The 19,280-nt window shown below is 72.5% G+C and carries 18 protein-coding genes and 1 pseudogene; 7 read left to right on the top strand and 12 right to left on the bottom strand.

Features of this window, described 5'->3' with window-relative positions:
• Positions 1–841, top strand: a pseudogene (locus ACLF3M_RS20030) (hypothetical protein); the annotation flags it as partial.
• 75 nt (positions 842–916) lie between these two features.
• Here ACLF3M_RS20030 and fdxA read toward each other — a convergent pair.
• From fdxA to ACLF3M_RS20045, 3 genes are all read right to left on the bottom strand, one after another.
• A complete protein-coding gene (fdxA, locus tag ACLF3M_RS20035) occupies positions 917–1,249 on the bottom strand; it encodes a ferredoxin FdxA (protein WP_430658746.1) in 333 nt (110 codons plus the stop codon).
• 94 nt (positions 1,250–1,343) lie between these two features.
• Complete coding sequence (locus tag ACLF3M_RS20040; protein ID WP_430658747.1) at positions 1,344–1,631, bottom strand: RNA-binding S4 domain-containing protein; 288 nt, start codon at positions 1,629–1,631, stop codon at positions 1,344–1,346.
• Between the two features lies 1 nt (position 1,632).
• On the bottom strand, positions 1,633–4,605 hold the full coding sequence (locus ACLF3M_RS20045) for a helicase-related protein (protein ID WP_430658748.1): 2,973 nt from the start codon (positions 4,603–4,605) through the stop codon (positions 1,633–1,635).
• 88 nt (positions 4,606–4,693) lie between these two features.
• On the opposite strand from ACLF3M_RS20045, the gene ACLF3M_RS20050 reads away from it, so the two are divergent.
• Complete coding sequence (locus ACLF3M_RS20050) at positions 4,694–5,860, top strand: MFS transporter (RefSeq protein ID WP_430658749.1); 1,167 nt, start codon at positions 4,694–4,696, stop codon at positions 5,858–5,860.
• Here ACLF3M_RS20050 and ACLF3M_RS20055 read toward each other — a convergent pair.
• The 3 genes from ACLF3M_RS20055 to acnA all read right to left on the bottom strand — a co-directional run bounded on the left by ACLF3M_RS20055 (position 5,850) and on the right by acnA (position 10,377).
• Complete coding sequence (locus ACLF3M_RS20055) at positions 5,850–6,602, bottom strand: metallophosphoesterase family protein (protein WP_430658750.1); 753 nt, start codon at positions 6,600–6,602, stop codon at positions 5,850–5,852. The genes ACLF3M_RS20050 and ACLF3M_RS20055 overlap by 11 nt on opposite strands.
• On the bottom strand, positions 6,599–7,492 hold the full coding sequence (locus ACLF3M_RS20060; protein ID WP_430658751.1) for a diacylglycerol/lipid kinase family protein: 894 nt from the start codon (positions 7,490–7,492) through the stop codon (positions 6,599–6,601). The genes ACLF3M_RS20055 and ACLF3M_RS20060 overlap by 4 nt, the downstream gene beginning before the upstream one ends.
• Before the next feature lie 188 nt (positions 7,493–7,680).
• Entirely contained in the window at positions 7,681–10,377 is a 2,697-nt protein-coding gene (gene acnA / locus ACLF3M_RS20065) for an aconitate hydratase AcnA (RefSeq protein ID WP_430658752.1), read from the bottom strand.
• 189 nt (positions 10,378–10,566) lie between these two features.
• Between acnA and ccmA the strand changes: the two genes are divergently transcribed.
• The 3 genes from ccmA to ACLF3M_RS20080 are packed head-to-tail and all read left to right on the top strand — an operon-like array spanning position 10,567 to position 12,259.
• Positions 10,567–11,157, top strand: a complete 591-nt coding sequence (gene ccmA / locus ACLF3M_RS20070; protein ID WP_430658753.1) for a heme ABC exporter ATP-binding protein CcmA — start codon at positions 10,567–10,569, stop codon at positions 11,155–11,157.
• On the top strand, positions 11,154–11,813 hold the full coding sequence (ccmB, locus tag ACLF3M_RS20075; RefSeq protein WP_430658754.1) for a heme exporter protein CcmB: 660 nt from the start codon (positions 11,154–11,156) through the stop codon (positions 11,811–11,813). The genes ccmA and ccmB overlap by 4 nt, the downstream gene beginning before the upstream one ends.
• A gap of 32 nt (positions 11,814–11,845) precedes the next feature.
• Positions 11,846–12,259: a hypothetical protein gene (locus ACLF3M_RS20080; RefSeq protein WP_430658755.1), complete on the top strand. Its 414-nt coding sequence runs from the start codon at positions 11,846–11,848 to the stop codon at positions 12,257–12,259.
• A 308-nt stretch (positions 12,260–12,567) separates the two neighbouring features.
• Here ACLF3M_RS20080 and ACLF3M_RS20085 read toward each other — a convergent pair whose 3' ends face one another.
• Both ACLF3M_RS20085 and trxB read right to left on the bottom strand, forming a co-directional pair.
• Positions 12,568–13,473 carry a LysR family transcriptional regulator gene (locus tag ACLF3M_RS20085; RefSeq protein WP_430658756.1) on the bottom strand — a complete coding sequence of 302 codons (906 nt, stop codon included), beginning with the start codon at positions 13,471–13,473 and terminating at the stop codon, positions 12,568–12,570.
• Positions 13,474–13,599: 126 nt separating this feature from the next.
• On the bottom strand, positions 13,600–14,577 hold the full coding sequence (trxB, locus tag ACLF3M_RS20090; protein WP_430658757.1) for a thioredoxin-disulfide reductase: 978 nt from the start codon (positions 14,575–14,577) through the stop codon (positions 13,600–13,602).
• Positions 14,578–14,759: 182 nt separating this feature from the next.
• Here trxB and ACLF3M_RS20095 point away from each other — a divergent pair, with 182 nt between their 5' ends.
• On the top strand, positions 14,760–15,254 hold the full coding sequence (locus ACLF3M_RS20095; protein ID WP_430658758.1) for an Lrp/AsnC family transcriptional regulator: 495 nt from the start codon (positions 14,760–14,762) through the stop codon (positions 15,252–15,254).
• Positions 15,255–15,264: 10 nt separating this feature from the next.
• Here the strand turns inward: ACLF3M_RS20095 and ACLF3M_RS20100 are convergent, their stop codons facing one another.
• On the bottom strand, positions 15,265–16,134 hold the full coding sequence (locus ACLF3M_RS20100; RefSeq protein WP_430658759.1) for an oxygenase MpaB family protein: 870 nt from the start codon (positions 16,132–16,134) through the stop codon (positions 15,265–15,267).
• 161 nt (positions 16,135–16,295) lie between these two features.
• Here ACLF3M_RS20100 and ACLF3M_RS20105 point away from each other — a divergent pair, with 161 nt between their 5' ends.
• Positions 16,296–17,897 (top strand): HWE histidine kinase domain-containing protein, encoded by a 1,602-nt coding sequence (locus ACLF3M_RS20105; protein WP_430658760.1) that lies wholly within the window; start codon positions 16,296–16,298, stop codon positions 17,895–17,897.
• Between the two features lie 9 nt (positions 17,898–17,906).
• Here ACLF3M_RS20105 and ACLF3M_RS20110 read toward each other — a convergent pair whose 3' ends face one another.
• From ACLF3M_RS20110 to ACLF3M_RS20120, 3 genes are read right to left on the bottom strand one after another with little or no spacing between them, the layout of a single operon-like run.
• Positions 17,907–18,374: a copper chaperone PCu(A)C gene (locus ACLF3M_RS20110; protein WP_430658761.1), complete on the bottom strand. Its 468-nt coding sequence runs from the start codon at positions 18,372–18,374 to the stop codon at positions 17,907–17,909.
• Between the two features lie 11 nt (positions 18,375–18,385).
• Positions 18,386–18,733 carry a hypothetical protein gene (locus ACLF3M_RS20115; RefSeq protein ID WP_430658762.1) on the bottom strand — a complete coding sequence of 116 codons (348 nt, stop codon included), beginning with the start codon at positions 18,731–18,733 and terminating at the stop codon, positions 18,386–18,388.
• Between the two features lie 11 nt (positions 18,734–18,744).
• Positions 18,745–19,245, bottom strand: coding sequence for a YcnI family protein (locus ACLF3M_RS20120; protein ID WP_430658763.1), 501 nt, complete (start codon positions 19,243–19,245; stop codon positions 18,745–18,747).
• Positions 19,246–19,280 lie beyond the last annotated feature (35 nt).

Genomic DNA, 19,280 nt, shown 5'->3' on the forward strand with positions numbered 1-19,280 from the left:
CGGGGCCGGCGGTGCGGCGGGAGCCGTTGGCGGCGCCGGGGCGGGCCTGGGGGACGCGACCTGGACCGGCTTCGGGTCGGGCAGCGGGGCCTTCGCGGGCGCGGCCCGGACCGGAGCGGAGGCTGGGGCGGGCTTTGCGGCTGGTGGCGGGGCGGCGGGCTTCGGCGGCGGCGCCTTCTTCGGCACGGGCTTCGGGGCCGCTTTCGCCGCGGGCTTCGCGGCGGGTTTCGGCGCCGGCCTGACGGCGGGTTTCGAAGCGGCCCGGGTCGGGGCCTTCGGCGCGACCCTGGCGGCCGGCTTCCTCGCGGCCGTCGGCGGCGCCGCCCTGGCGGAGGCGGGCTTCTTCGGCGCGGCCTTCTTTGCGGCCTTGGGCGCCGCCTTCTTCACGGCTGGCTTGGCCGCGGCCTTGGCGGCCGCCTTCGGCTTCGCCTTGGGGGCGGGCTTCGCCGCCGCGCGTTTTGTCCCCGGGCGCGCCGCCTTGGCAGCAACCGGCCGCGCCGCCTTGACGGCGACGCGCCGCGCGGCGGGCGCGGCCTTGGCGACCGGCTTCCTCGCGGCCTTCGATGCGGGCTTGGCCGCTACGGCCTTCGCCGCCGGCTTCGCTGGCCTCGAGGGCTTCGCCTTGGCTTTGGCGGCCAGGCGCTTCTTCACCTCGGCGGTTGCCTTCATCACGCTACCCGCTCGTCAGCGCTCCGGGCTCCCGCGACCCCGGCCCTTGTCGCAGCGATCGTGTCCGCCCGCCCAGCGGAACGGCGTCTCAGGACGCCTCCGGACGGACGGAAAGACCCCTCCTGGCAGCGCCCGGAGCCCGGCCTCGTTCCCGATCCCGTTGAAAAGATAATGCAAAACGGCAGGGCTGACCATCCCCGGACCGATACCGGCCCAGGAAGCTTACAGCAGCGAAAGATTGCCCGGTTCAGGGCTTGCCCGGCTCGGGGCTGAACAACGCCTGCTTGCCCGGCTTGTCCTTCCACTCATCCGCATCGGCCGGCGCCTCGCCCTTGCGGGTGATGTTCGGCCATTGCGTGGCGTAGGTCCGGTTCAACTCGACCCAGGCCGTCGCCTTGTCGTCGCTGTCGGGCAGGATCGCCTCGGCGGGGCATTCGGGTTCGCAGACGCCGCAGTCGATGCACTCGTCGGGGTGGATCACCAGCATGTTCTCGCCGACGTAGAAGCAGTCCACGGGACAGACTTCGACGCAGTCCATGTACTTGCACTTGATGCAGTTCTCGACGACGACGTAGGTCACCGCAGCCTCCAGCGGACGGGGCGGCGAAATCCCGTCCCGGCGGGCAGAGGATTGGACTGTCGCGCAGCACAAGGCAAGCCGCCCGCCGGCAACGCTACGACTTCTCCTCCGACAGGTCCTCGTAGAGAAGACGCGCCTCCGCCGCCGGCCCGCGGCGCGACGCGAGTTCCAGCACGCGCCACACCCGCACGCGCCCCTGCACCGCGAGCGTCAGCACGTCGCCCGCGCGAAGCCTTGCATGCGCCTTGTCCGTGGGCTGGCGGTTCAGCCGCACCGCGCCGCCGGCGACGAGGCGGGCGCATTCCGACCGCGTCTTGGCCAGCCGCGCGCACCAGAGCCAGAGGTCGAGACGCTGCCAGCCAGGTCCCGCCTCGGCCTCCACCTCAGTCCTTCTTGAGCTTCAGCTGCGCCAGCACCGCGAAGGGCGAATCCGGCTTGGGGCCGGAGGCGTATTCGCGCGGGCCGCGGTCGTCGCGATCGCGCCGCGGGCCGTCGAAGCGCGGCCGGTCGGGACGCGGCCCGCGGTCGTCGCGGCGCGGTCCCTCGGGGCGCGGGCGGTCGCCACGCTGGTCGCGCGGGCGGTCCGGCCGGGGCTCCCGCTGGGGCGCGGCGCCTTCCACCGGCGCGCCCTCCGGCCTCGGCGCGTCCGGACGCGGGCCGTCCTGGCGCGGGCGGTCGGGGCGCGGCCCGTCACGGCGGGGATCGCGGCGCGGGCCGCGGTCGGGGCGCGGCGCGCGGAGCTCGCGCGGGATGGGCGGCCCGAACATCGTCGCGGGATCCCAACGCGGGCCGCGATCCCCCTGCTCCTGCCGCGGCTGCGCCGGTCGGTCCTGCCGCGCCTGAGGCGGCCGTTCCTGCCGCGGCGGGCGCTGCGGCCGTTCGACGCGCAACACGCCGATCCGGGCCGGCGCCGGCGGGCCGAACTGGTCGTCCGCCAGCGTCTCGGCCGGGATCAGCCTGAAGCCCATGGCCTCCAGCACGATGGACAGGGTGTCGCCCTTGAGCCCCAGCCGCGAGGCCAGCCCGTCCGGCACCGGCGCCGGCGCCCGGCGGGTCAGGAAGCCGAGCTCGCCGGCCACCCGCTCCACCACGTCGAGCCGCAGCAGGACATGGCCCGCCTGCAGCCAGCCCATCGCGGCGGCGAATTGCGGCGGCCAGCTCTCGGGCGGGCGCGGGGCCTGCGTGTCCTCGGGTGGCGGCTGCGGGATCTCCGGCAGGGTGACCGACACCAGGCCGGGATTGGGGAGCGAGGGTGTGGGCAGGTGGTGGCGCAGCGCCCAGAACTGCGCGCGCAGCCCCATCGCACGCGGCTTCAGCACATCCGGCACGTAGAGCGCATAGCGCCCCGCGCGGATACCGATCGCCTTGAGCCGCGTGCGGAGCTCGGCCGGCACGTCGCGCTCCGTCGCGCCGGGCACCAGGCCCATCCCCTCGCGCAGGCGGAAGGCCGGGCCGCGCAGCGTGTTGTCCTCGGCCGCCTTGGCCTCGATCGCCAGCAGCACGCCAAGGTCGCGCTTCACCATGGCCTCGAGCCAGGCGACGATGCGGGCGCGCACGCGTTCGCGCTGCGCGTTGTCCAGGAACTCGGTGGCGACGGGGTCCACATGGGGCTTCAGCGGCTCCGGCCCCGGGCGCAGCCTTGCGACCTCGGCGCCGTCCCACATGACGCGGTGCTGCGGCGTCAGCGAAAAGACCTCGTCCTTCGCGACCTCGAGCGAGGCCAGCCGCCGCGGCATCTCCTCCCGCAGGGCGCGCCGGGCGGCGCGCAGGACCAGGCGCTTCTCCTCGGCCTCGGTCGCTGCGGGGTCGGGCTCGAAGTGGAAGCCCTTCACGCGGCCGACCGTGTGGCCCTCGACCACGACCTCGCCCTGGCGCGTGACGGCCGAGAGCAGGTTGGCGTCGTCCTCGTCGAGGCGCCGGATCAGATGCGCGGCGCGGCGGTCCACGAAGCGGGTAATCAGCTTCTCGTGCAGCGCGTCGGAGACGTTGTCCTCCGCCTTGCGCGCCTCCGCCTGGTAGGTCGCGGCGTCGGCGACCCAGTCGGCGCGGGCGGCGACATAGGACCAGACCCGGATGTTCGCGAGCCGGGCCATCAGCGTATCGAGGTCGCCCTCGATGTTGTCGAGGCCGGCGATCGAGCTCGCGATCCAATCCGTCGGCAGGCGGCCGTCTTTCGCGAGGTGGCCGAAGATCCTGCCGCAGAGCCGCATGTGGCTGTCGTCGGCGATCTTGCGGAAGTCCGGGACCTGGCAGGCCTCCCAGAGCAGGCGCACGCGGGCGCGCCCCTGGGCGAGCTCGCGGATCTCCGCCTCCCGGGCCAGGGCATGCAGCGTGACGTGGTCCACCGCGTCGTTGCCCTTGGCCAGCCCGCCCATCGGCGGCGGCGCGGCCAGGCTGTCGAGCAGTGCATCCACGCTGGCGAAGTCGAGGTCGCTGTTCCGCCAGGCGAGCTGGGACAGCGGCTCGAAATCGTGGTTCTCGATCTGCTTGGCGATCTCGTCGGGCAGGGCCGGGCATTCCGCGGTCTCGCCGAAGGTGCCGTCGCGCATGCCGCGGCCCGCGCGGCCCGCGATCTGCGCGGCTTCCTGGGCGGTCAGCGCGCGGATCTGGTGGCCGTCGAACTTCTGCAGCGAGGCGAAGGCGACATGATCCACGTCCATGTTGAGGCCCATGCCGATCGCATCGGTGGCGACCAGGAAGTCCACTTCGCGGTTCTGATAGAGCGCCACCTGCGCGTTGCGCGTGCGGGGCGACAGGCGGCCCATCACCACGGCGCAGCCGCCGCGGCGGCGGCGCACGGCTTCGGCGATTGCATAGACCTCGGTCGCGCTGAAGGCGACGATGGCGCTGCGCGGCGGCAGGCGGGTCAGCTTCTGCTGGCCGGCATGGGTGAGTTGCGACAGGCGCGGGCGCGTCTCAATCTCGGCCTGCGGGACCAGGCGGTGCAGCAGCGGGCGGATCGTCTCGGCGCCGAGGAACATCGTCTCGACCAGGCCGCGCGCATGCAGCAGGCGGTCGGTGAAGATGTGGCCGCGATCGGCATCGGCGCAGAGCTGGATCTCATCCACCGCGACGAACTCCGCGCGGCGGTCGAGCGGCATGGCCTCCACCGTGCAGGCGAACCACTTCGCCTCGGGCGGGACGATCTTTTCCTCGCCCGTGATGAGCGCAACGTGCTTCTCGCCTTTTGCCGCGACCATGCGGTCGTAGTTCTCGCGCGCGAGCAGGCGCAGCGGGAATCCGATGATGCCGGAGGCATGGGCCAGCAGGCGCGTGATGGCGAGATGCGTCTTGCCGGTGTTGGTGGGGCCGAGCACGGCCCGCACCCGGGCGGGGAACATCTGGCGGTCTGACATCGTGTAAGTCGGCAGTGATCCCAGGGGGGCCGGAACCCGTCGCACGGCAAGCCGCCCTTGGCAACCTCGGGGGAGGTGACGGGTTGGCGTGCCGCTGGCGCCGGGGCAGTTTCGGATGGTGAATCCCGCGCAGCGCCACGCCCTGCTCTACGCCACGCAGTTCTTCGCCTTCGGCGTGATGCTGCCGTTCCTGCCGGCCGTGCTGGCCGCGCGGGGGCTGGATCCGACCGAGGTCGCGGTGGTGCTGTCGGCGGGGTCGGCGGTGCGGCTGCTGGCCGGGCCGGCTGGCGGGCGGGTGGCGGATGCGCTGGCGGCGCCGAGGGCGGTGCTGGTGGCCTGCGCGGCGATCTCTGCGCTCGCCTGCCTTGGCTTCCTGGTCGGCGCGGGGTTCCTGGCGATGCTGGCGGTGCATGCCGTGCTGAGTTCCGCCATGGCGCCGGTGATGCCGCTGGCGGATTCGATGACGCTCGCGGCCATCCGCGAGTACCGCTTCGACTACGGGCGGGCGCGGGCGGCGGGGTCCGTCACCTTCATCCTCGGCTCGCTGCTCGCGGGGCAGGCGGCGGGCTGGCTCGGGACGGATGTGGTGGTGCCGCTGATGGCCGCGGGGCTGCTGGCCTCGGCCGGCGCGGCGGCGCTGCTGCCTAAGGTGGCGGCCGCCGCCGCGGGCCCACGGGGATTGGCGGGGTTCCTGCAGCCGCTGTCGATCCCGCCGCTGCGCTGGCTGATCCTGGTCTCGGCGCTGACGCAGGGCGCGCATGCCTTCTACTACGCCTTCGGCACGCTGACCTGGCAGGCCGCGGGCATCGGGGCGGGGACGATCGGCGCGCTCTGGGCGGTGGGCGTGATCGCGGAGATCGCGCTCTTCATGTGGGGGCGGCGCCTGGTGGAGCGGCTGGGGCCGGCCCGGCTTTCGTTGATCGCGGGGCTGAGCGGGGTTCTGCGCTGGGGCATCACGGCGGTGACGACGGATCCGTGGGTGCTGTTCCCGCTGCAGGTCCTGCATGCCGGCACCTTCGGCGCGCAGCACCTCGCCACGATGATGGTGCTGGGGCGCATCGTGCCGGGGACGCAGGCCGGCACGGCGCAGGCGCTGCATGCCTCGCTGGGATCGGGGCTGTCGATGGGGGTGCTGACACTGCTGTGCGGGCCGCTCTTCGCGGCCTATGGCGGGGGCGGGTTCTGGTTCATGGCGCTGCTCTGCGCGCTTTCCGTGCCGGCGACGCTGGCGCTCGGTCGCGCGCTCAGGCGCTGATCCATCGCACGCCGTCCCATCGGCGCGAGATCACGCGCGCTTCGGCCTGCTCCACCGTGACGAGGTGCCAGGCATTCGGCGCGCCACGCAGCCGATGCGACGTCGCCGTCGCGCCCTGCACCAGCATCATGCGCGCGCCGGCCACCGGCGCGACATCGGGCAGGTGCAGGTGGCCGCTGAGCACCATGCGGACATCGTGCCGCGCGAAGGCGGCGAGCGCCGGCGCCGCCCCGCCGACCAGCCGTGCGGCGGGGTTCAGTGCCGGCGCGGCGAAGGGATGGTGCGCGACGACGATGCGGAAGAGATGCGGCGGGATGGCGGCCAGCCGCGCCTCCAGCCTGGCGAGCCTGGCACGCCCGACGACGCCGCGCGCCCAGTTGAGGTAGAGCCCGCCGCGGCGCGCGGTGTTCAGCCCGATCACTGCGACCTCGTCGTCCATCCAGACCGGCTCCGTCTCCTTCCCGACATGGCGGCGCCAGCGATGCCAGGGATCGGCGAAGCGCTCGAAGAGGTCGAAGGGCGTCACGTCGTGGTTGCCCGGCACGGCGAGCACGGGCGCGCCGAGCGCGCGGAGGAACTGGACCGCGGCGTGGAACTCGCCATGCCGCGCGCGCTGCGTGAGGTCGCCGGAGACCGCGACGAGGTCGGGCGCGGCCGCCGCGACGTCCTCGACCAGCGCGGCGACGACGGCCAGGTCCTCGGCGCCGAAATGCAGGTCGGTCAGATGCGCGATGCGCGTCACGCCTTCGGCACGATCACGCGCAGCGCGCGCGGGTGCATGCGGTAGGTCAGCGGCGGCGAGAGGATGCGCGCCTCCCCGTCGCTCATCACCCGGAGCCCACGCCGGGGCGAGCGTATGACGACGCTCCGCGCCGCGCGTTCATGCACCAGGCGCGATCCTCGCCAGGTGCCGAGGAACATGCCCGCGAAGAGCCGCACCCACCACCACAGCCCGTAGCGCCGCGCGACATAGACCGCGAGTTCCCCGCCATCGAGCCGCGGCCGCGCCATCACCAGGCCGAAGCCTTCGGCGAAGCGGTTGTTCGCGACCGACAGCGCGCGGGTCCAGAGCCTGACGGCGCGCCCGCCATCGAGCTCGACCTGCAGCCTGAGCGGCCGGTGCCGCCAGAAGGCGCGCAGACCCGCCAGCGCGAAGGCGAGCCGCGTGCGGAGCGACGCCTTGCCACGGTGCCTCTCGCGGTGGCGGCCGAGCCAGGAGGGCGAGCCGATGACGGAGTTGCAGAGATAGGCGTGGCCGTTCACCTCGGCGACGTCGATCGCGCGGATCTCGCCATGCGCCAGCGCCTCCGCCGCCGCCTCGAGCGCGAGCGGGATGCCGAGGTCCTTGGCCAGCATGTTCATCGTGCCGAGGGGCAGGATGCCGAGGGCGGTCTGCGTGTGCATCATCCGCGCCGCGGCTGCCGCGATGGTGCCGTCGCCGCCGCCGACCACCACGGCATCGGCGCCATGCGCGATCGCGTCGTCGAGCCGCGCGCAGAGGCCCTCGGGGTGGTCGGGGACGAGGATGGCGTCGAGGCCGGCGGCCGCGAGGTGCCGTGCCACCTCCTCCTCCGCCTCGTGGCGGCCGAGCAGGGAACCGGCCGAGGCGTTGAGGACGACGGCGATGCGCATCCCGGCGGAACGGCCGGGGCGCCGCCGCGGTTGCGAGGTGGACAGGCTCGCCGCGCTTCGCGCATGGCGACCGTGCCTTCGCAAGCACGACGAACCAACAGGCGCGAAGATCGGCACGGAGTTCGCCGCCCGCGAGCGAGACGGCGGACGGGCGCGGTCCGGCCCGGACCGCGCCGCTCCGGCCGGCGTCAGGCCGCCTTGGCCATGCCCCTCAACACGTAGTGCAGGATCCCGCCGTTGCGGTAGTACTCGACCTCGTCCGCCGTATCGACGCGGCAGATCAGCCCCGTGCGGTGGGTCGAGCCGTCGGCGCGGTGGATCACCATCTCCACGGTCATGCGCGGCTTCAGCTCCTCGATGCCGAGGAGGTCGATGACCTCGTCGCCCTTCAGGCCGAGCGTCCTGCGGTCCTCGCCCTCGCGGAAGACCAGCGGCAGCACGCCCATGCCGACGAGGTTGCTGCGGTGGATGCGCTCGAAGCTCTCGGTGATCACGGCCTTCACGCCGAGCAGGAAGGTGCCTTTCGCCGCCCAGTCGCGCGAGGAGCCCGTGCCGTATTCCTTGCCGCCGAACACCACCAGCGGCACGCCGTCCTTCTTGTAGCGCATGGCGACATCGTAGATCGGGCCCTGCTCGCCCGAGGGATAGTGCTTCGACATCCCGCCCTCGACGCCCGGCACCATCTCGTTGCGGATGCGGATGTTGGCGAAGGTGCCCCGCATCATCACCTCGTGGTTGCCGCGGCGCGCGCCATAGCTGTTGAAGTCGGCCTGGCGCACCTGGTGCTCGAGCAGGTATTCGCCGCCTGGCGAGGCCTTCTTGATCGAGCCCGCGGGCGAGATGTGGTCGGTGGTGATGGAATCACCGAGGATGGCGAGGATGCGCGCGCCCTTCACGGGCTCGATCGCCTTCACGTCCATCGTCATGCCCTCGAAATAGGGCGGGTTCTGGACGTAGGTGGAGCCCGAGTTCCAGCGATAGGTGTCGCTGTCGGCATCCACGCGGATCGCCTGCCATTGCTGCGGGCCCTTGAAGACGTCGCCGTAGCGGCCCTGGAACATCTGGCGGGTGAGCACCGCATGGACGGTGTCGTTCACCTCCTTCTGCGTCGGCCAGATATCCTTGAGGTAGACGGGCTTGCCGTCGCTGCCGGTGCCGAGCGGATCGGTCGTCAGGTTCAGCTTCGTCGTGCCGGCCAGCGCATAGGCGACCACGAGCGGCGGCGAGGCCAGGTAGTTCGCGCGCACGTTCTGGTGCACGCGGCCCTCAAAGTTGCGGTTGCCCGAGAGGACCGAGGCGACGACGAGCTTGTTGTTCTCGATCGCGTCCACAATGGGATCGGGCAGCGGGCCGGAATTGCCGATGCAGGTCGTGCAGCCATAGCCGACGGTCTGGAAGCCGAGCGCGTCGAGGTCCTTCTGCAGGCCCGACTTGTTCAGGTATTCCGTGACGACCTGCGAGCCCGGCGCGAGCGAGGTCTTCACCCAGGGCTTCGGCTTCAGGCCGCGGGCATTGGCCTTCTGCGCGACCAGGCCGGCCGCGACCAGAACATAGGGGTTCGAGGTGTTGGTGCAGCTCGTGATCGCCGCGATCACCACGTCGCCATGGCCGAGGTCGTAGTTCGCGCCCTCGACGATCACGCGGAGGTCGGCCTGGTCGCCGGGCACGCCCATCGTGCCGGCGGCGAGATCCTTGGCGAAGCTCGCCGCGATGTTGGTCAGCGCGACGCGGTCCTGCGGGCGCTTCGGGCCGGCCATGGAGGGCTCGACGGTCGAGAGGTCGAGCTCCAGCGTATCGGTGAAGACGGGGTCGGGCGTCGAGGCGTCGCGCCACATGCCCTGCGCCTTGAGGTAGGCCTCGGTCAGCGCCATGCGGTGCTCGTCGCGGCCCGACAGGCGCAGGTAGTCCATCGTGATCTTGTCCACGGGGAACAGGCCGCAGGTCGCGCCGTATTCCGGCGCCATGTTGCCGATGGTCGCGCGGTCCGCCAGCGGCAGTTCGTCCAGGCCCGGGCCGAAGAACTCCACGAACTTGCCGACCACGCCCTTCTTGCGGAGCATCTGCGTGACGGTCAGCACGAGGTCGGTCGCCGTCACCCCCTCCTTCAGCCTGCCATGCAGCTTGAAGCCGATGACATCGGGGATGAGCATCGCGATGGGCTGGCCGAGCATCGCGGCCTCGGCCTCGATCCCGCCGACGCCCCAGCCCAGCACGCCGAGTCCGTTGACCATCGTCGTGTGGCTGTCGGTGCCGTAGCAGCTGTCGGGGAAGGCGTAGGCGTCCGGCCCGTCCTGCGAGGTCCAGACGACCTGCGCGAGGTATTCGAGGTTCACCTGGTGGCAGATGCCGGTGCCCGGCGGGACGACGCGGAAATTGGCGAAGGCCGACTGGCCCCAGCGGAGGAACTCGTAGCGCTCGCCGTTGCGCTCGAATTCGATGTCCACGTTTTTCTGCAGCGCGTCCTTGGTGCCCGACACGTCGACCATGACGGAGTGGTCGATGACGAGGTCCACCGGGACCAGCGGGTTCACCTTCCGCGGGTCGCCGCCGAGCCGGGTGATGCCGTCGCGCATGGCCGCGAGGTCCACGACCGCGGGGACGCCCGTGAAATCCTGCATCAGGATCCGGGCGGGGCGGAACGGCACCTCCTTGTCGGAGCGCGCGTCCTTCAGCCAGCCCGCGATCGCCTTGGCATCGTCCACGGTGTAGCTGCGCCCGTCCTCGAACCGCAGCACGTTCTCCAGCAGGACCTTCAGGCCGAAGGGCAGGCGGGAGATGTCGCCGATCTGCTTCGCCGCCTCGGGCAGGCTGAAGTAATGGTATTCCTTGCCGCCGACATTGAGCGTGCGGCGCGTCTTCAGGCTGTCCTGCCCGATCATGCGCATGGTCCGGGATCCCCGTGTCGCGTTTGGCGCCACGGCCGGATGCGACCCGGAACTGCCGGGTGCCTTCCGCCGACCCTGGCGCGATACATCGCCCCGGCCGCTTTCGCGCCCGCAGCATGCGGCTTAAACCACAAGCCCAGGTAGCCGGCCAGAGGGCCGGCAGCCGGAAGGTTGGGGGCGGCCGGGCGGATGCTGGAGGGGCAGGAACTGGCCTGCTGGCGGGGGGAGAGGGCGGTCTTCGCCGGCCTGTCCTTCAGGCTTGAGGCAGGTGGGGCCCTGTTGCTGACCGGGCCGAACGGGGCAGGCAAGTCGTCGCTGCTGCGGGTCCTGGCCGGGCTGATACCGGCCGCCGAGGGAAGGCTGCTCTGGGACGGGGAGGACGCGCTCGCCGATCGCATCGGCCATGCCAGGCGGCTGCGCTACCTCGGGCATGGAGATGCGCTGAAGCCGTCGCTGACGGCCGCCGAGAACCTGGCCTTCTACGCCAGGCTCTGGGGCGGCGAGGTGGCCCCTGCCCTGGCGGCGCTGGGCCTCGCGGAACTGTCGGATTTGCCGGCGCGGGTGCTGTCCTCGGGCCAGAAGCGGCGTCTGGCGCTGGCGCGGCTGGCGCTGTCGCCAGCGGGGCTCTGGCTGCTGGACGAGCCAACGGTCGGGCTCGATGCGGCGAGCGTGGAACGCCTCGGCGCACTGCTGGCGGCGCATCGCGGGCGAGGCGGGATGGTGCTGGCGGCAACGCACCTGCCCCTGCCCCTGCCTGACGCCGGCGAGTTGCGGCTGTGAGGGCCTTCGTCGCCGTCTTCGGCCGCGAGGTCCTGCTGGCGCTGCGCCACCCCGCGGACACGCTCGCCGCCGTGCTGTTCTTCGTCCTGGTCTGCGCGCTATTCCCCTTCGGCATCGGCCCGGCGCCGGAGACGCTGGCCCGGGTGGCGCCCGGCGCGATGCTGGCCGCGGCGCTGCTGGCGGCGCTGCTGCCGCTGGACCGCCTGTTCGGGGCGGAGGCCGAGGACGGGTCGCTCGACCAGCTACTGCTCTCGGGCCTGCCGCCCTCGGCGCTGGCGATCGCGAAAGCGGCCGGGCACTGGGTGACGACGGGCCTGCCGCTGATGGCGGCGACGCCGGTCGCGGCCGCGCTGCTCAACCTGCCGGTCGAAGCGTGGGGCGCGGCGGTGCTGTCACTTGCGCTGGCTACCGCTGTGCTCTCGCTTTTCGGCACGGCGGGCGCGGCGCTGACCTTGGGTGCGCGGCGCGGGGGCGTGCTGCTGCCGCTGCTGGTGCTGCCGCTCTCCATCCCCGCCGTGATCTTCGGCGCGGCGGCGATCGAGGCGGCGGCCGCCGACCTCCCGGCCCGGCCCTACCTGCTGCTGCTCGGCGCGCTGCTGGCCGTCGCGTTGCCCATGGCGCCGATCGCCGCGGGGGCGGCCCTCAGGGCGGAGTGAAACCGGCGCGGGGTTTCCCGCGTATCGCGTGCATGACCTTCAAGGGCCGCCCGCCCGGCGCCGGTTCCGGCGAGATGTCGCGGCGCACCGCCGCGCTGCGGCCGGCGATCGCGCTGACGCCGGAGGAGGCGACCAAGGCCCGCGCGCTGCGCCGCAAGGGCGCCGACCCCGAGGACATCGCTGAGCGGCTAGGCGCGCCGATGGCCGAGGTCGAGAAGGCGCTGGTGCAGATGCGCTCGCGCCGGCCGGAGACGACGCGCGGCACGCTGAACGTGACGCTGGCCGCGCATCGCCTGGTGATGGCCGAGCGGCAGGGCGACGAACCGCTCTGGCGCACCATGGACCGGCTACTGGACGAGCTGCTGCGGCTGCGCGCGCAGGCCGCCCCGGCGCGACGGGCGCGGCGGGATGCGGTGGCGTTGCCGCTGTTTCCGGAGGTCAGCTGACGGCCTTCGCGGCGCCGCAGCGGGACTTGCACGCCCTTGCCTTCGGAGATCGCATCCTGCGCAAACTCGCTTGCGCCCCGGCCAAAAAGAAAGGCCGCCGACCCGGGGGGACAGCGGCCAAGTCAAACAGGGAGGCTTCACGTCTGGGAGACGAAGGGGTCCGGAGAAGTGCTCCGACTGCCCTGTCCCGGCGTCACCGTCGGGACACCAAGAACATAATCGGCGCTTCCCGATGCTGCAGTCGCGAAAACGGTTCAGCGGCCATGCAGCAGGCACATGGATGGCGGTTCATCCGCCATCGCTTCGCCTCATTGCGCGGCAAGCCTCGCAGGCGCCGCCAGCTCCGCCACCAGGAAGTCGCGGAACACTGCCACGCGCTTCGAATGACGCAGCTCCTCGGGGTACACGAAATACGCCTCGATCTTCGGAGCCTTCAGCTCCGGCAGCACCTGCACTAGGCCGTCGAGCTCATCGCCCATGTAGTCCGGCAGCGCGGCGAGACCCAAACCGCTGCGCACGACTTCCAGGATGCCGGGCAGAGAGTTCATCTCCAGCACCGCGCGGCGCGGCTGGCCGGGACGGCGGCCCGCCTCGGCCAGCCAGTTCACGGATTCCACGGGCGGGCGGTAGTCGCCGTAGACGATCATGCGGTGCGCATCGAGATCCTCGGCACGCTGGGGCATGCCGTGCTTCTTCAGGTAGTCCGGCGCGCCGCAGACCCGCCAGGAGAAGCTGCCGAGATTGCGCTGGATCAGGTCGGGCTGCCGCGGCGGATGCATGCGGATCGCGACATCGGCCTCCCGCATCGCGAGGTCGAGATCGGCATCGTCGAGCAGCACGGTCAGCGTGACGTCGGGATGCATCTGCAGGAAGCGGTGCAGCCGCGGCGCCAGCCATTTGCTGCCAAAGCCCGTCGTCGTCGTGACCTTGAGCCGGCCGGTCGGCTTCTCGCGGCTTTCGGTGAGCAGCGCCTCCGTCATCGCGAGCTTGGCGAAGACCTCGCGCACGGCGCGGTTCAGCGTCTCGCCCTGCTCGGTCAGGATCAGGCCGCGCGCATGCCGATGGAACAGCGGCACCGCCAGCGCCTCCTCCAGCGCCTGGATCTGGCGGGAGACGGCGGATTGACTGAGGTTCAGCGTCTCGCCGGCATGGGTGAAGGACCCGGCTTCCGCCACGGCGTGGAACACGCGCAACTTGTCCCAGTCCAGCGGCATCCCGACGGAGTCTCCCTGCCCTGCGTGACTGGCAGCGTGCCATGACGTGGGCGCATGTGGATAGAGCGCAATGCGCGCCGCGCCCGCGTTTCGGCAGCGGCCCGGCCACCGCCAGGCCCGCGGACCTCAGTCCCAGGCTTCGATGGCCGCCGCCTCCGCCGGCATGTGAGCGAGGAACTTCTCGGCCTCCAGCGCAGCCATGCAGCCCGTGCCCGCGGCGGTGACGGCCTGGCGGTAGATGCGGTCCTGCACGTCGCCGGCGGCAAAGACACCCTCGACCGAGGTGCGCGTCGTGCCCGGGGTCGTGACGATGTAGCCCTCGGCGTCCATCTCGACCTGGCTCTTGAAGAGCGCGGTCGCGGGGTCGTGCCCGATCGCGACGAAGACGCCCTGCACGGCGAGTTCCGAGATCTCGCCCGTCCGAAGGTTGCGCAACGCGAGCCCTCGGGCGACCGGCACCCGGCCGGAGGCGTCGGGCAGGATCTCCTCGACCAGGCTGTCCCAGACGAAGGACACGTTCGGCCTGGCGAAGAGCCGCTGCTGCAGGATCCTCTCCGACCGCAGCTCGGCGCGACGGTGGACGAGCGTGACGTGGCTCGCGAGGTTCGAGAGGTAGAGCGCCTCCTCCGTCGCGCTGTTTCCGCCGCCGATCACCGCGACCGTCTTGCCGCGGTAGAAGAAGCCGTCGCAGGTCGCGCAGGCCGAGACGCCGAAGCCCGACAATTCCTTCTCGCCCTTCACGCCGAGCCAGCGGGCCTGCGCGCCGGTCGCGATCACCAGCGAATCCGCGAGGTACAGATCCCCGCCGTCTCCAGTCGCTTTGAACGGCCGGCGGGACAGGTCCACCTTCACGATCACGTCAGAAACGACCTCGGCGCCGACATGCTCGGCCTGGGCCTGCATCTGCTCCATCAGCCATGGCCCCTGGATCGGCCCGGCGAAGCCCGGATAGTTCTCTACATCTGTCGTGATGGTAAGTTGTCCGCCCGGCTGCAGCCCAGCAACAACCAAGGGCTCAAGTCCAGCTCGGGCGGCATAAATCGCGGCGGTGTAGCCGGCGGGGCCGGCGCCGATGATCAGAAGCCTGGTGCGTCGGGTCTGCACGGAATCGCGTTCCTGGGGATCTCGCCACCTTCATATCGGCCGATCCCGCGGCTTCCTCAACCTGTCGTGGCGCGCGCAATTCGGATAGCCTTACGGTCACCTTACCATGTGTGAACCCTTGCTCAGCCCGTTGGGGCTCGGGCAAACGAGTCCGTGTCTTGCCGGGGGACGTAGACCTTACCATGCGACGGAGCGCCGACGCGGACCTCGACTCGGTCGACCTGCACATCCTGTCCGAACTGCAGGAGGATGGGAGGATGACCAATGTGGAACTGGCGAAGCGGGTCGGCCTCTCGGCGCCGCCCTGCCTGCGCCGCGTGCGGCGGCTGGAGGAGCGGGGCTACATCCGCGGCTACCATGCCGACCTCGATCCGCAGTCGCTGGGCTGGCAGATCACCTTCTTCGCGCTCGTCGGCCTCGAGACCCAGAAGGAAGCTGTGCTGTCCGCCTTCGAGCGGATGGTCGCGACCTGGCCCGAGGTGCGGGAGTGCCACATGATCCGCGGCGGCGGCGACTTCATGCTGCGCCTCGTCGCCCGCGACACCCAGCACGAGAACGAGCTGACCTCCCGCCTCACGGAATCGGCACATGTGCTGCGGGTGCAAACCATGCCGACCATCCGCACCGCGCGCGACCTGTCGGGCGTGCCGGTGGACCGGGAGAGCGAGCCGGCCTGACCGGCCGCCGCTATCCGAAGACCCAGCGCAGCGTCCGCGCGACGCCGAGCGTGCCGGCGCGCACCAGCGGCGCGTCGAGCGCCGGCGGCAGGCCGTGCATCCGCCGCGCCCAGCCCGGCAGCAGGTCGAGCCCCGCGCGCAGCGTCAGCGCCTGGATCGGCTCGGCCGAGGGCCGCGGCGCGGGGCGGGCCATGAGGATCCGCGCGACCTCCCGCGTGCGGTGGTCGACGCGGAGTTCGGGGCGCATGGCCGCGATCAGACGCCGCGCCTCGCCGCGGCTGCGCGGCACGGGATCGGCGCCGAGCGCCGCCCCGACCCGCGCCATCTCCGCGACGTAGCGGTCCTGGTCGGCCAGCCGCATCGCGGGCTCGGCGTAGCGGATCCACGCATCGAGGAAGCTCGTGACCTCCGTCACATGCACCCAGGCCAGCAGGCGCGGGTCGTCGGCGCGATACGGCGTGCCGTCGGGCAGCGTGCCCGTGACCGCGGCATGGATGCGGCGGACCCGGGCGATCGCGGCCTCCGCCTCCTCCGCCGCACCATAGGTGGTCAGCGCGATGAAGCGCGCGGTGCGGCGCAGGCGGCCGTTCAGGTCCTGGCGGAAGCTCGAATGGTCCCACACCCCGGCCAGCACCGCCGGGTGCAGCATCTGCAGCATGAGCGCCGCGACACCGCCGACCATCATCGAGGTCACGTCGCCATGCACGCGCCACGCGACCGAGGCTGGCCCGAAGGGCCCGTCCGGCCGGCGCCGGACCGGGCGCTCGCCGCGCGCGGGATCATTGAAGATCGCGACGACCTCGCGGGCGATGACGCGCTTCACCGGGCGGGCGAGCCGGTCGGCGAAGGTCAGGGGCGCGGCGCCTTGGGGATAGGACATGACGCTGAGCTTGGGGCGGCCCGGCGCGGTGGCAAGGCGCCGGCTCGATCCCACAACCATTACGTGAAGTCTCACCTTATTGCAGCCCGCATAGCGGGTAGTGCAGGGTCGGACTTTCCTGAGGCCCGGCCGCGCGGTGCCACGCGGAACAAGGACGTTTCATGCCTCGCCGCGCCAGGCGCGCCGCCGACCTGCTGCTGTTCGCCTCGCTGGTCCTGCCGCTGCTGTTCTTCGCCGGCATCGCGGTGCAGGACCGGCGGCAGACCCTGCAGGCCGCCAAGCGCGACCTGCTTGCGACCCTCGACACGCTGCATGCGCATGCCGAGAAGGTGTTCCAGTTCCAGGCGCTCGCGCTCGGCGCGGTGGCGGACGATCTGGCCGGGCTGGATGCCGAGGCGATCCGCCGGGCGGCGCCGCAACTGCAGGCGCGGCTCGCGCGGCTTGCGCGGGAGGCCGGCGGGGAGATCGGCATCGTCGTGATCGATGCGGCGGGCCGGCCGGTGCTGGATTCCGACCGGCCAACGCCCGCCGCCATCTCGGTCGCGGACCGCGACTATTTCCGCCACCACCGCGACACGCCGGGCAACGCGCCCCTGGTGGCCGGTCCCCTGCGAAGCCGTGTGGACGACGCGCCCATCCTGCTCGTCACGCGCCGGCGCGACACGCCGGACGGGCGGTTCGACGGGGTCGTGGCGGCGGTGCTGCGCCTGTCCTCGCTGGTCGAGACCTGGCAACAGGCGGCGCCCGATCCCGGCGACGCCGTGACGCTGCTGCGCCGCGACGGCACGGTGCTGGCGCGCCGCCCCGCCTTCGACCCGGGGGCGGAGCAGCCGCGGCTCGAACCGGAGGGCTGGGTGATGCAGGCCATCACCGCCGGGACCGAACGCCGCACCGCCACCGGGGTGTCCCGTCTGGACGGGAGGGAGCGGGTCTTCTCCTTTCGCGGCATCGCGCGCTTCCCCGACCTGGTGATCGCGCATGGCATGGCCGTCGAGGCGGAGCTTGCGCCCTGGCGGCGGCGGACGGCGATCCTCGGCGCCTTCGCCGCCTGCTTTGCCCTCGCGCTGTTCGGCCTGGCGCTGCTGGAGCGGCGGCGGGCCATCGCGCTCGGCGCGCTGAACGACGTGCTGGAGGCACGGGTGGCCGAACGCACCGCCGAGGCGCGGGCGAACGAGGCCCGCGTGCGGCTGCTGGCGCGGGAGGTGGACCACCGCGCGAAGAACCTGCTCACGGTCGTGCAGGCCACGCTGCGGCTGACGCCGAAAAGCGATCCGCATCGCTTCGCCGAGGACGTGGAAGGCCGCATCGCCGCGCTGGCGCGCGCCCAGACCCTGCTGGCCGAGGATCGCTGGCGCGGGGCGGATCTGCGCGCGCTGCTGGAAGCCGAGCTCGCGCCCTTCGTCGCGGAGGAGAAGGGCGCGGCGACGCTGCGCGGTCCGGCGCTGCACCTGCCGGCCCCGCTCGTGCAGCCGCTGGCCATGGCGCTGCACGAGCTCGCGACCAATGCGGTCAAGCATGGCGCGCTGTCGGTGCCGGGCGGGCGGGTCAGCGTGAGCTGGGCGCTGCGCGGCGAGCCGACGCTCTTCCTGCACTGGCAGGAACGCGGCGGCCCGCAGCTTCGGGGCGAACCCGACCGCCGGGGCTTCGGGACGCGTCTGCTGGAGCGCGTGGTGCGCAGCCAGCTCGGCGGCCGGCTCGCCATGGCGTGGGAGAATGGCGGGCTCGCCTGCTCGATCGAGCTGCCGCTGCCCGCTACGGAGTGAGGCGCGCCCTCAGTGCTGGTGGGCGGCCGCCGGCCCGCGCGCGCCGGCGGACTGCACGGGCAGCTGCACCGTCACCTCGCCCGCCTTTTCGAAGACGAGCGTCAGCGGCACCTGCTCGCCCTGGCGGGTCGCCGCCGCCAGGCCGACCAGCATGAGGTGGAAGCCGCCGGGGGCCAGCGTCACCGCCTGGCCCGCGGGCAGGTCGATGCCCTGGACCGGGCGCATGCGCATCACGTCGCCCTCGCGGTAGCTGGTGTGGAGCTCCACCGCACGGGCGGCCGGGCTGCGGGCCGAGACCAGGCGGTCCGGAACCGCGGCGGTGTTGCGCAGGATCATGAAGCCCGCCCCGGTGGCGCCCGCGCCGGCCGCGCGGGTCCAGGGCTGCTCCACCCGAACCGCAGGCTGCTGCGCGGCGGCGGGGAGGACGACGAAGCCGGCCAGCGCGCCGAGGGCGGCGCGCCGTGCGATCGCGGTCATGGCGTCCTACCTCAGGCCAGGGCGTCGAGGTCGGTGGGCTTGAGCCCCGCCCGGCCCTCGATCCGGCCGGCGATGCGCGCCAGCACGGCCGCGATGCGCGCGCCGGCGACGGGATCGCCCGTGGTGCAGGTCGCGTTCGCGACGGTCAGGGCGCGCTGCATCACCAGCTGCTCCTCTGGCGTCGCGTGCTGCAGCGCCTCTTCCAGCGCGGCGCGGGCCGGCGCGAGCGCGCCGTCGCAGACGGCGGTGAGGTGCGCGTCCATGAGGTCGGGGTCGCAGGCCGCGGCCGGCTTCGACAGGGCCGCCGCGGCGGCGGCGGCGGCGGCGGCAAGCGGCAGCACGCGTCGGGTCTGGTCCATCTCTCGCCTCCTCAGTTGCGCGGCGCCAGGCGGAGAGCCGGCGCGGGGTAGCGGTATTGCGTGACGCGGACGCCTGGCTCGGGGATCTCGACCCAGGCCGCCGTCGTCCCGCCTTCGCAGTCCTGCACGACCGGAATGTAGAAAAGCTCGCCGGGGCGGTCGGGCAAGCGCAGGCGGATGACGAATTCGTCGTAGTGCGCGTCGTCGAGCCGCCCGCCCTCCCAGGTGATCTCGGCCAGGGGCGGGACGTTGCCGTGGCCCTCCGGCGCCGCGCCGCGGGCGGTGGTGCGCAGGGTCCAACCGGGCTTCGGCATGGGACGCGCCTCGGTCACGCTATCGGGCAGGCGGACGGTGAAGCGGGTCATGGCGGCGCCGTCGCAGCCATGCGCGATGCGGAAGACCGCGCGATAGGTGGAATTGGCCGGCGCCTGCTGGACCTCCAGCGAGACATGCGCGGCGGCGGGACCTGCGGCAAGCAGGCCGAGCGCCAGGATGGCGCTTCGGGATGACATGGTTCGACTCCTCGATCCGTAGTGCAGACAGGCGG

The organism is Falsiroseomonas sp. HW251, from assembly GCF_050563545.1.
GTDB lineage: Bacteria > Pseudomonadota > Alphaproteobacteria > Acetobacterales > Acetobacteraceae > Falsiroseomonas.

Bases quoted from the DNA above. Each gene is read 5' to 3' on its own strand.
- ACLF3M_RS20085 (WP_430658756.1), bottom strand. From the start codon at position 13,473: ATGCCGCTGGACTGGGACAAGTTGCGCGTGTTCCACGCCGTGGCGGAA.
- ACLF3M_RS20120 (WP_430658763.1), bottom strand. From the start codon at position 19,245: ATGTCATCCCGAAGCGCCATCCTGGCGCTCGGCCTGCTTGCCGCAGGT.
- ACLF3M_RS20080 (WP_430658755.1), top strand. From the start codon at position 11,846: ATGACCTTCAAGGGCCGCCCGCCCGGCGCCGGTTCCGGCGAGATGTCG.
- ACLF3M_RS20045 (WP_430658748.1), bottom strand. From the start codon at position 4,605: ATGTCAGACCGCCAGATGTTCCCCGCCCGGGTGCGGGCCGTGCTCGGC.
- ACLF3M_RS20100 (WP_430658759.1), bottom strand. From the start codon at position 16,134: ATGTCCTATCCCCAAGGCGCCGCGCCCCTGACCTTCGCCGACCGGCTC.
- ACLF3M_RS20110 (WP_430658761.1), bottom strand. From the start codon at position 18,374: ATGACCGCGATCGCACGGCGCGCCGCCCTCGGCGCGCTGGCCGGCTTC.
- ACLF3M_RS20095 (WP_430658758.1), top strand. From the start codon at position 14,760: ATGCGACGGAGCGCCGACGCGGACCTCGACTCGGTCGACCTGCACATC.
- ACLF3M_RS20115 (WP_430658762.1), bottom strand. From the start codon at position 18,733: ATGGACCAGACCCGACGCGTGCTGCCGCTTGCCGCCGCCGCCGCCGCC.
- ccmA (WP_430658753.1), top strand. From the start codon at position 10,567: ATGCTGGAGGGGCAGGAACTGGCCTGCTGGCGGGGGGAGAGGGCGGTC.
- acnA (WP_430658752.1), bottom strand. From the start codon at position 10,377: ATGCGCATGATCGGGCAGGACAGCCTGAAGACGCGCCGCACGCTCAAT.
- ACLF3M_RS20060 (WP_430658751.1), bottom strand. From the start codon at position 7,492: ATGCGCATCGCCGTCGTCCTCAACGCCTCGGCCGGTTCCCTGCTCGGC.
- ACLF3M_RS20105 (WP_430658760.1), top strand. From the start codon at position 16,296: ATGCCTCGCCGCGCCAGGCGCGCCGCCGACCTGCTGCTGTTCGCCTCG.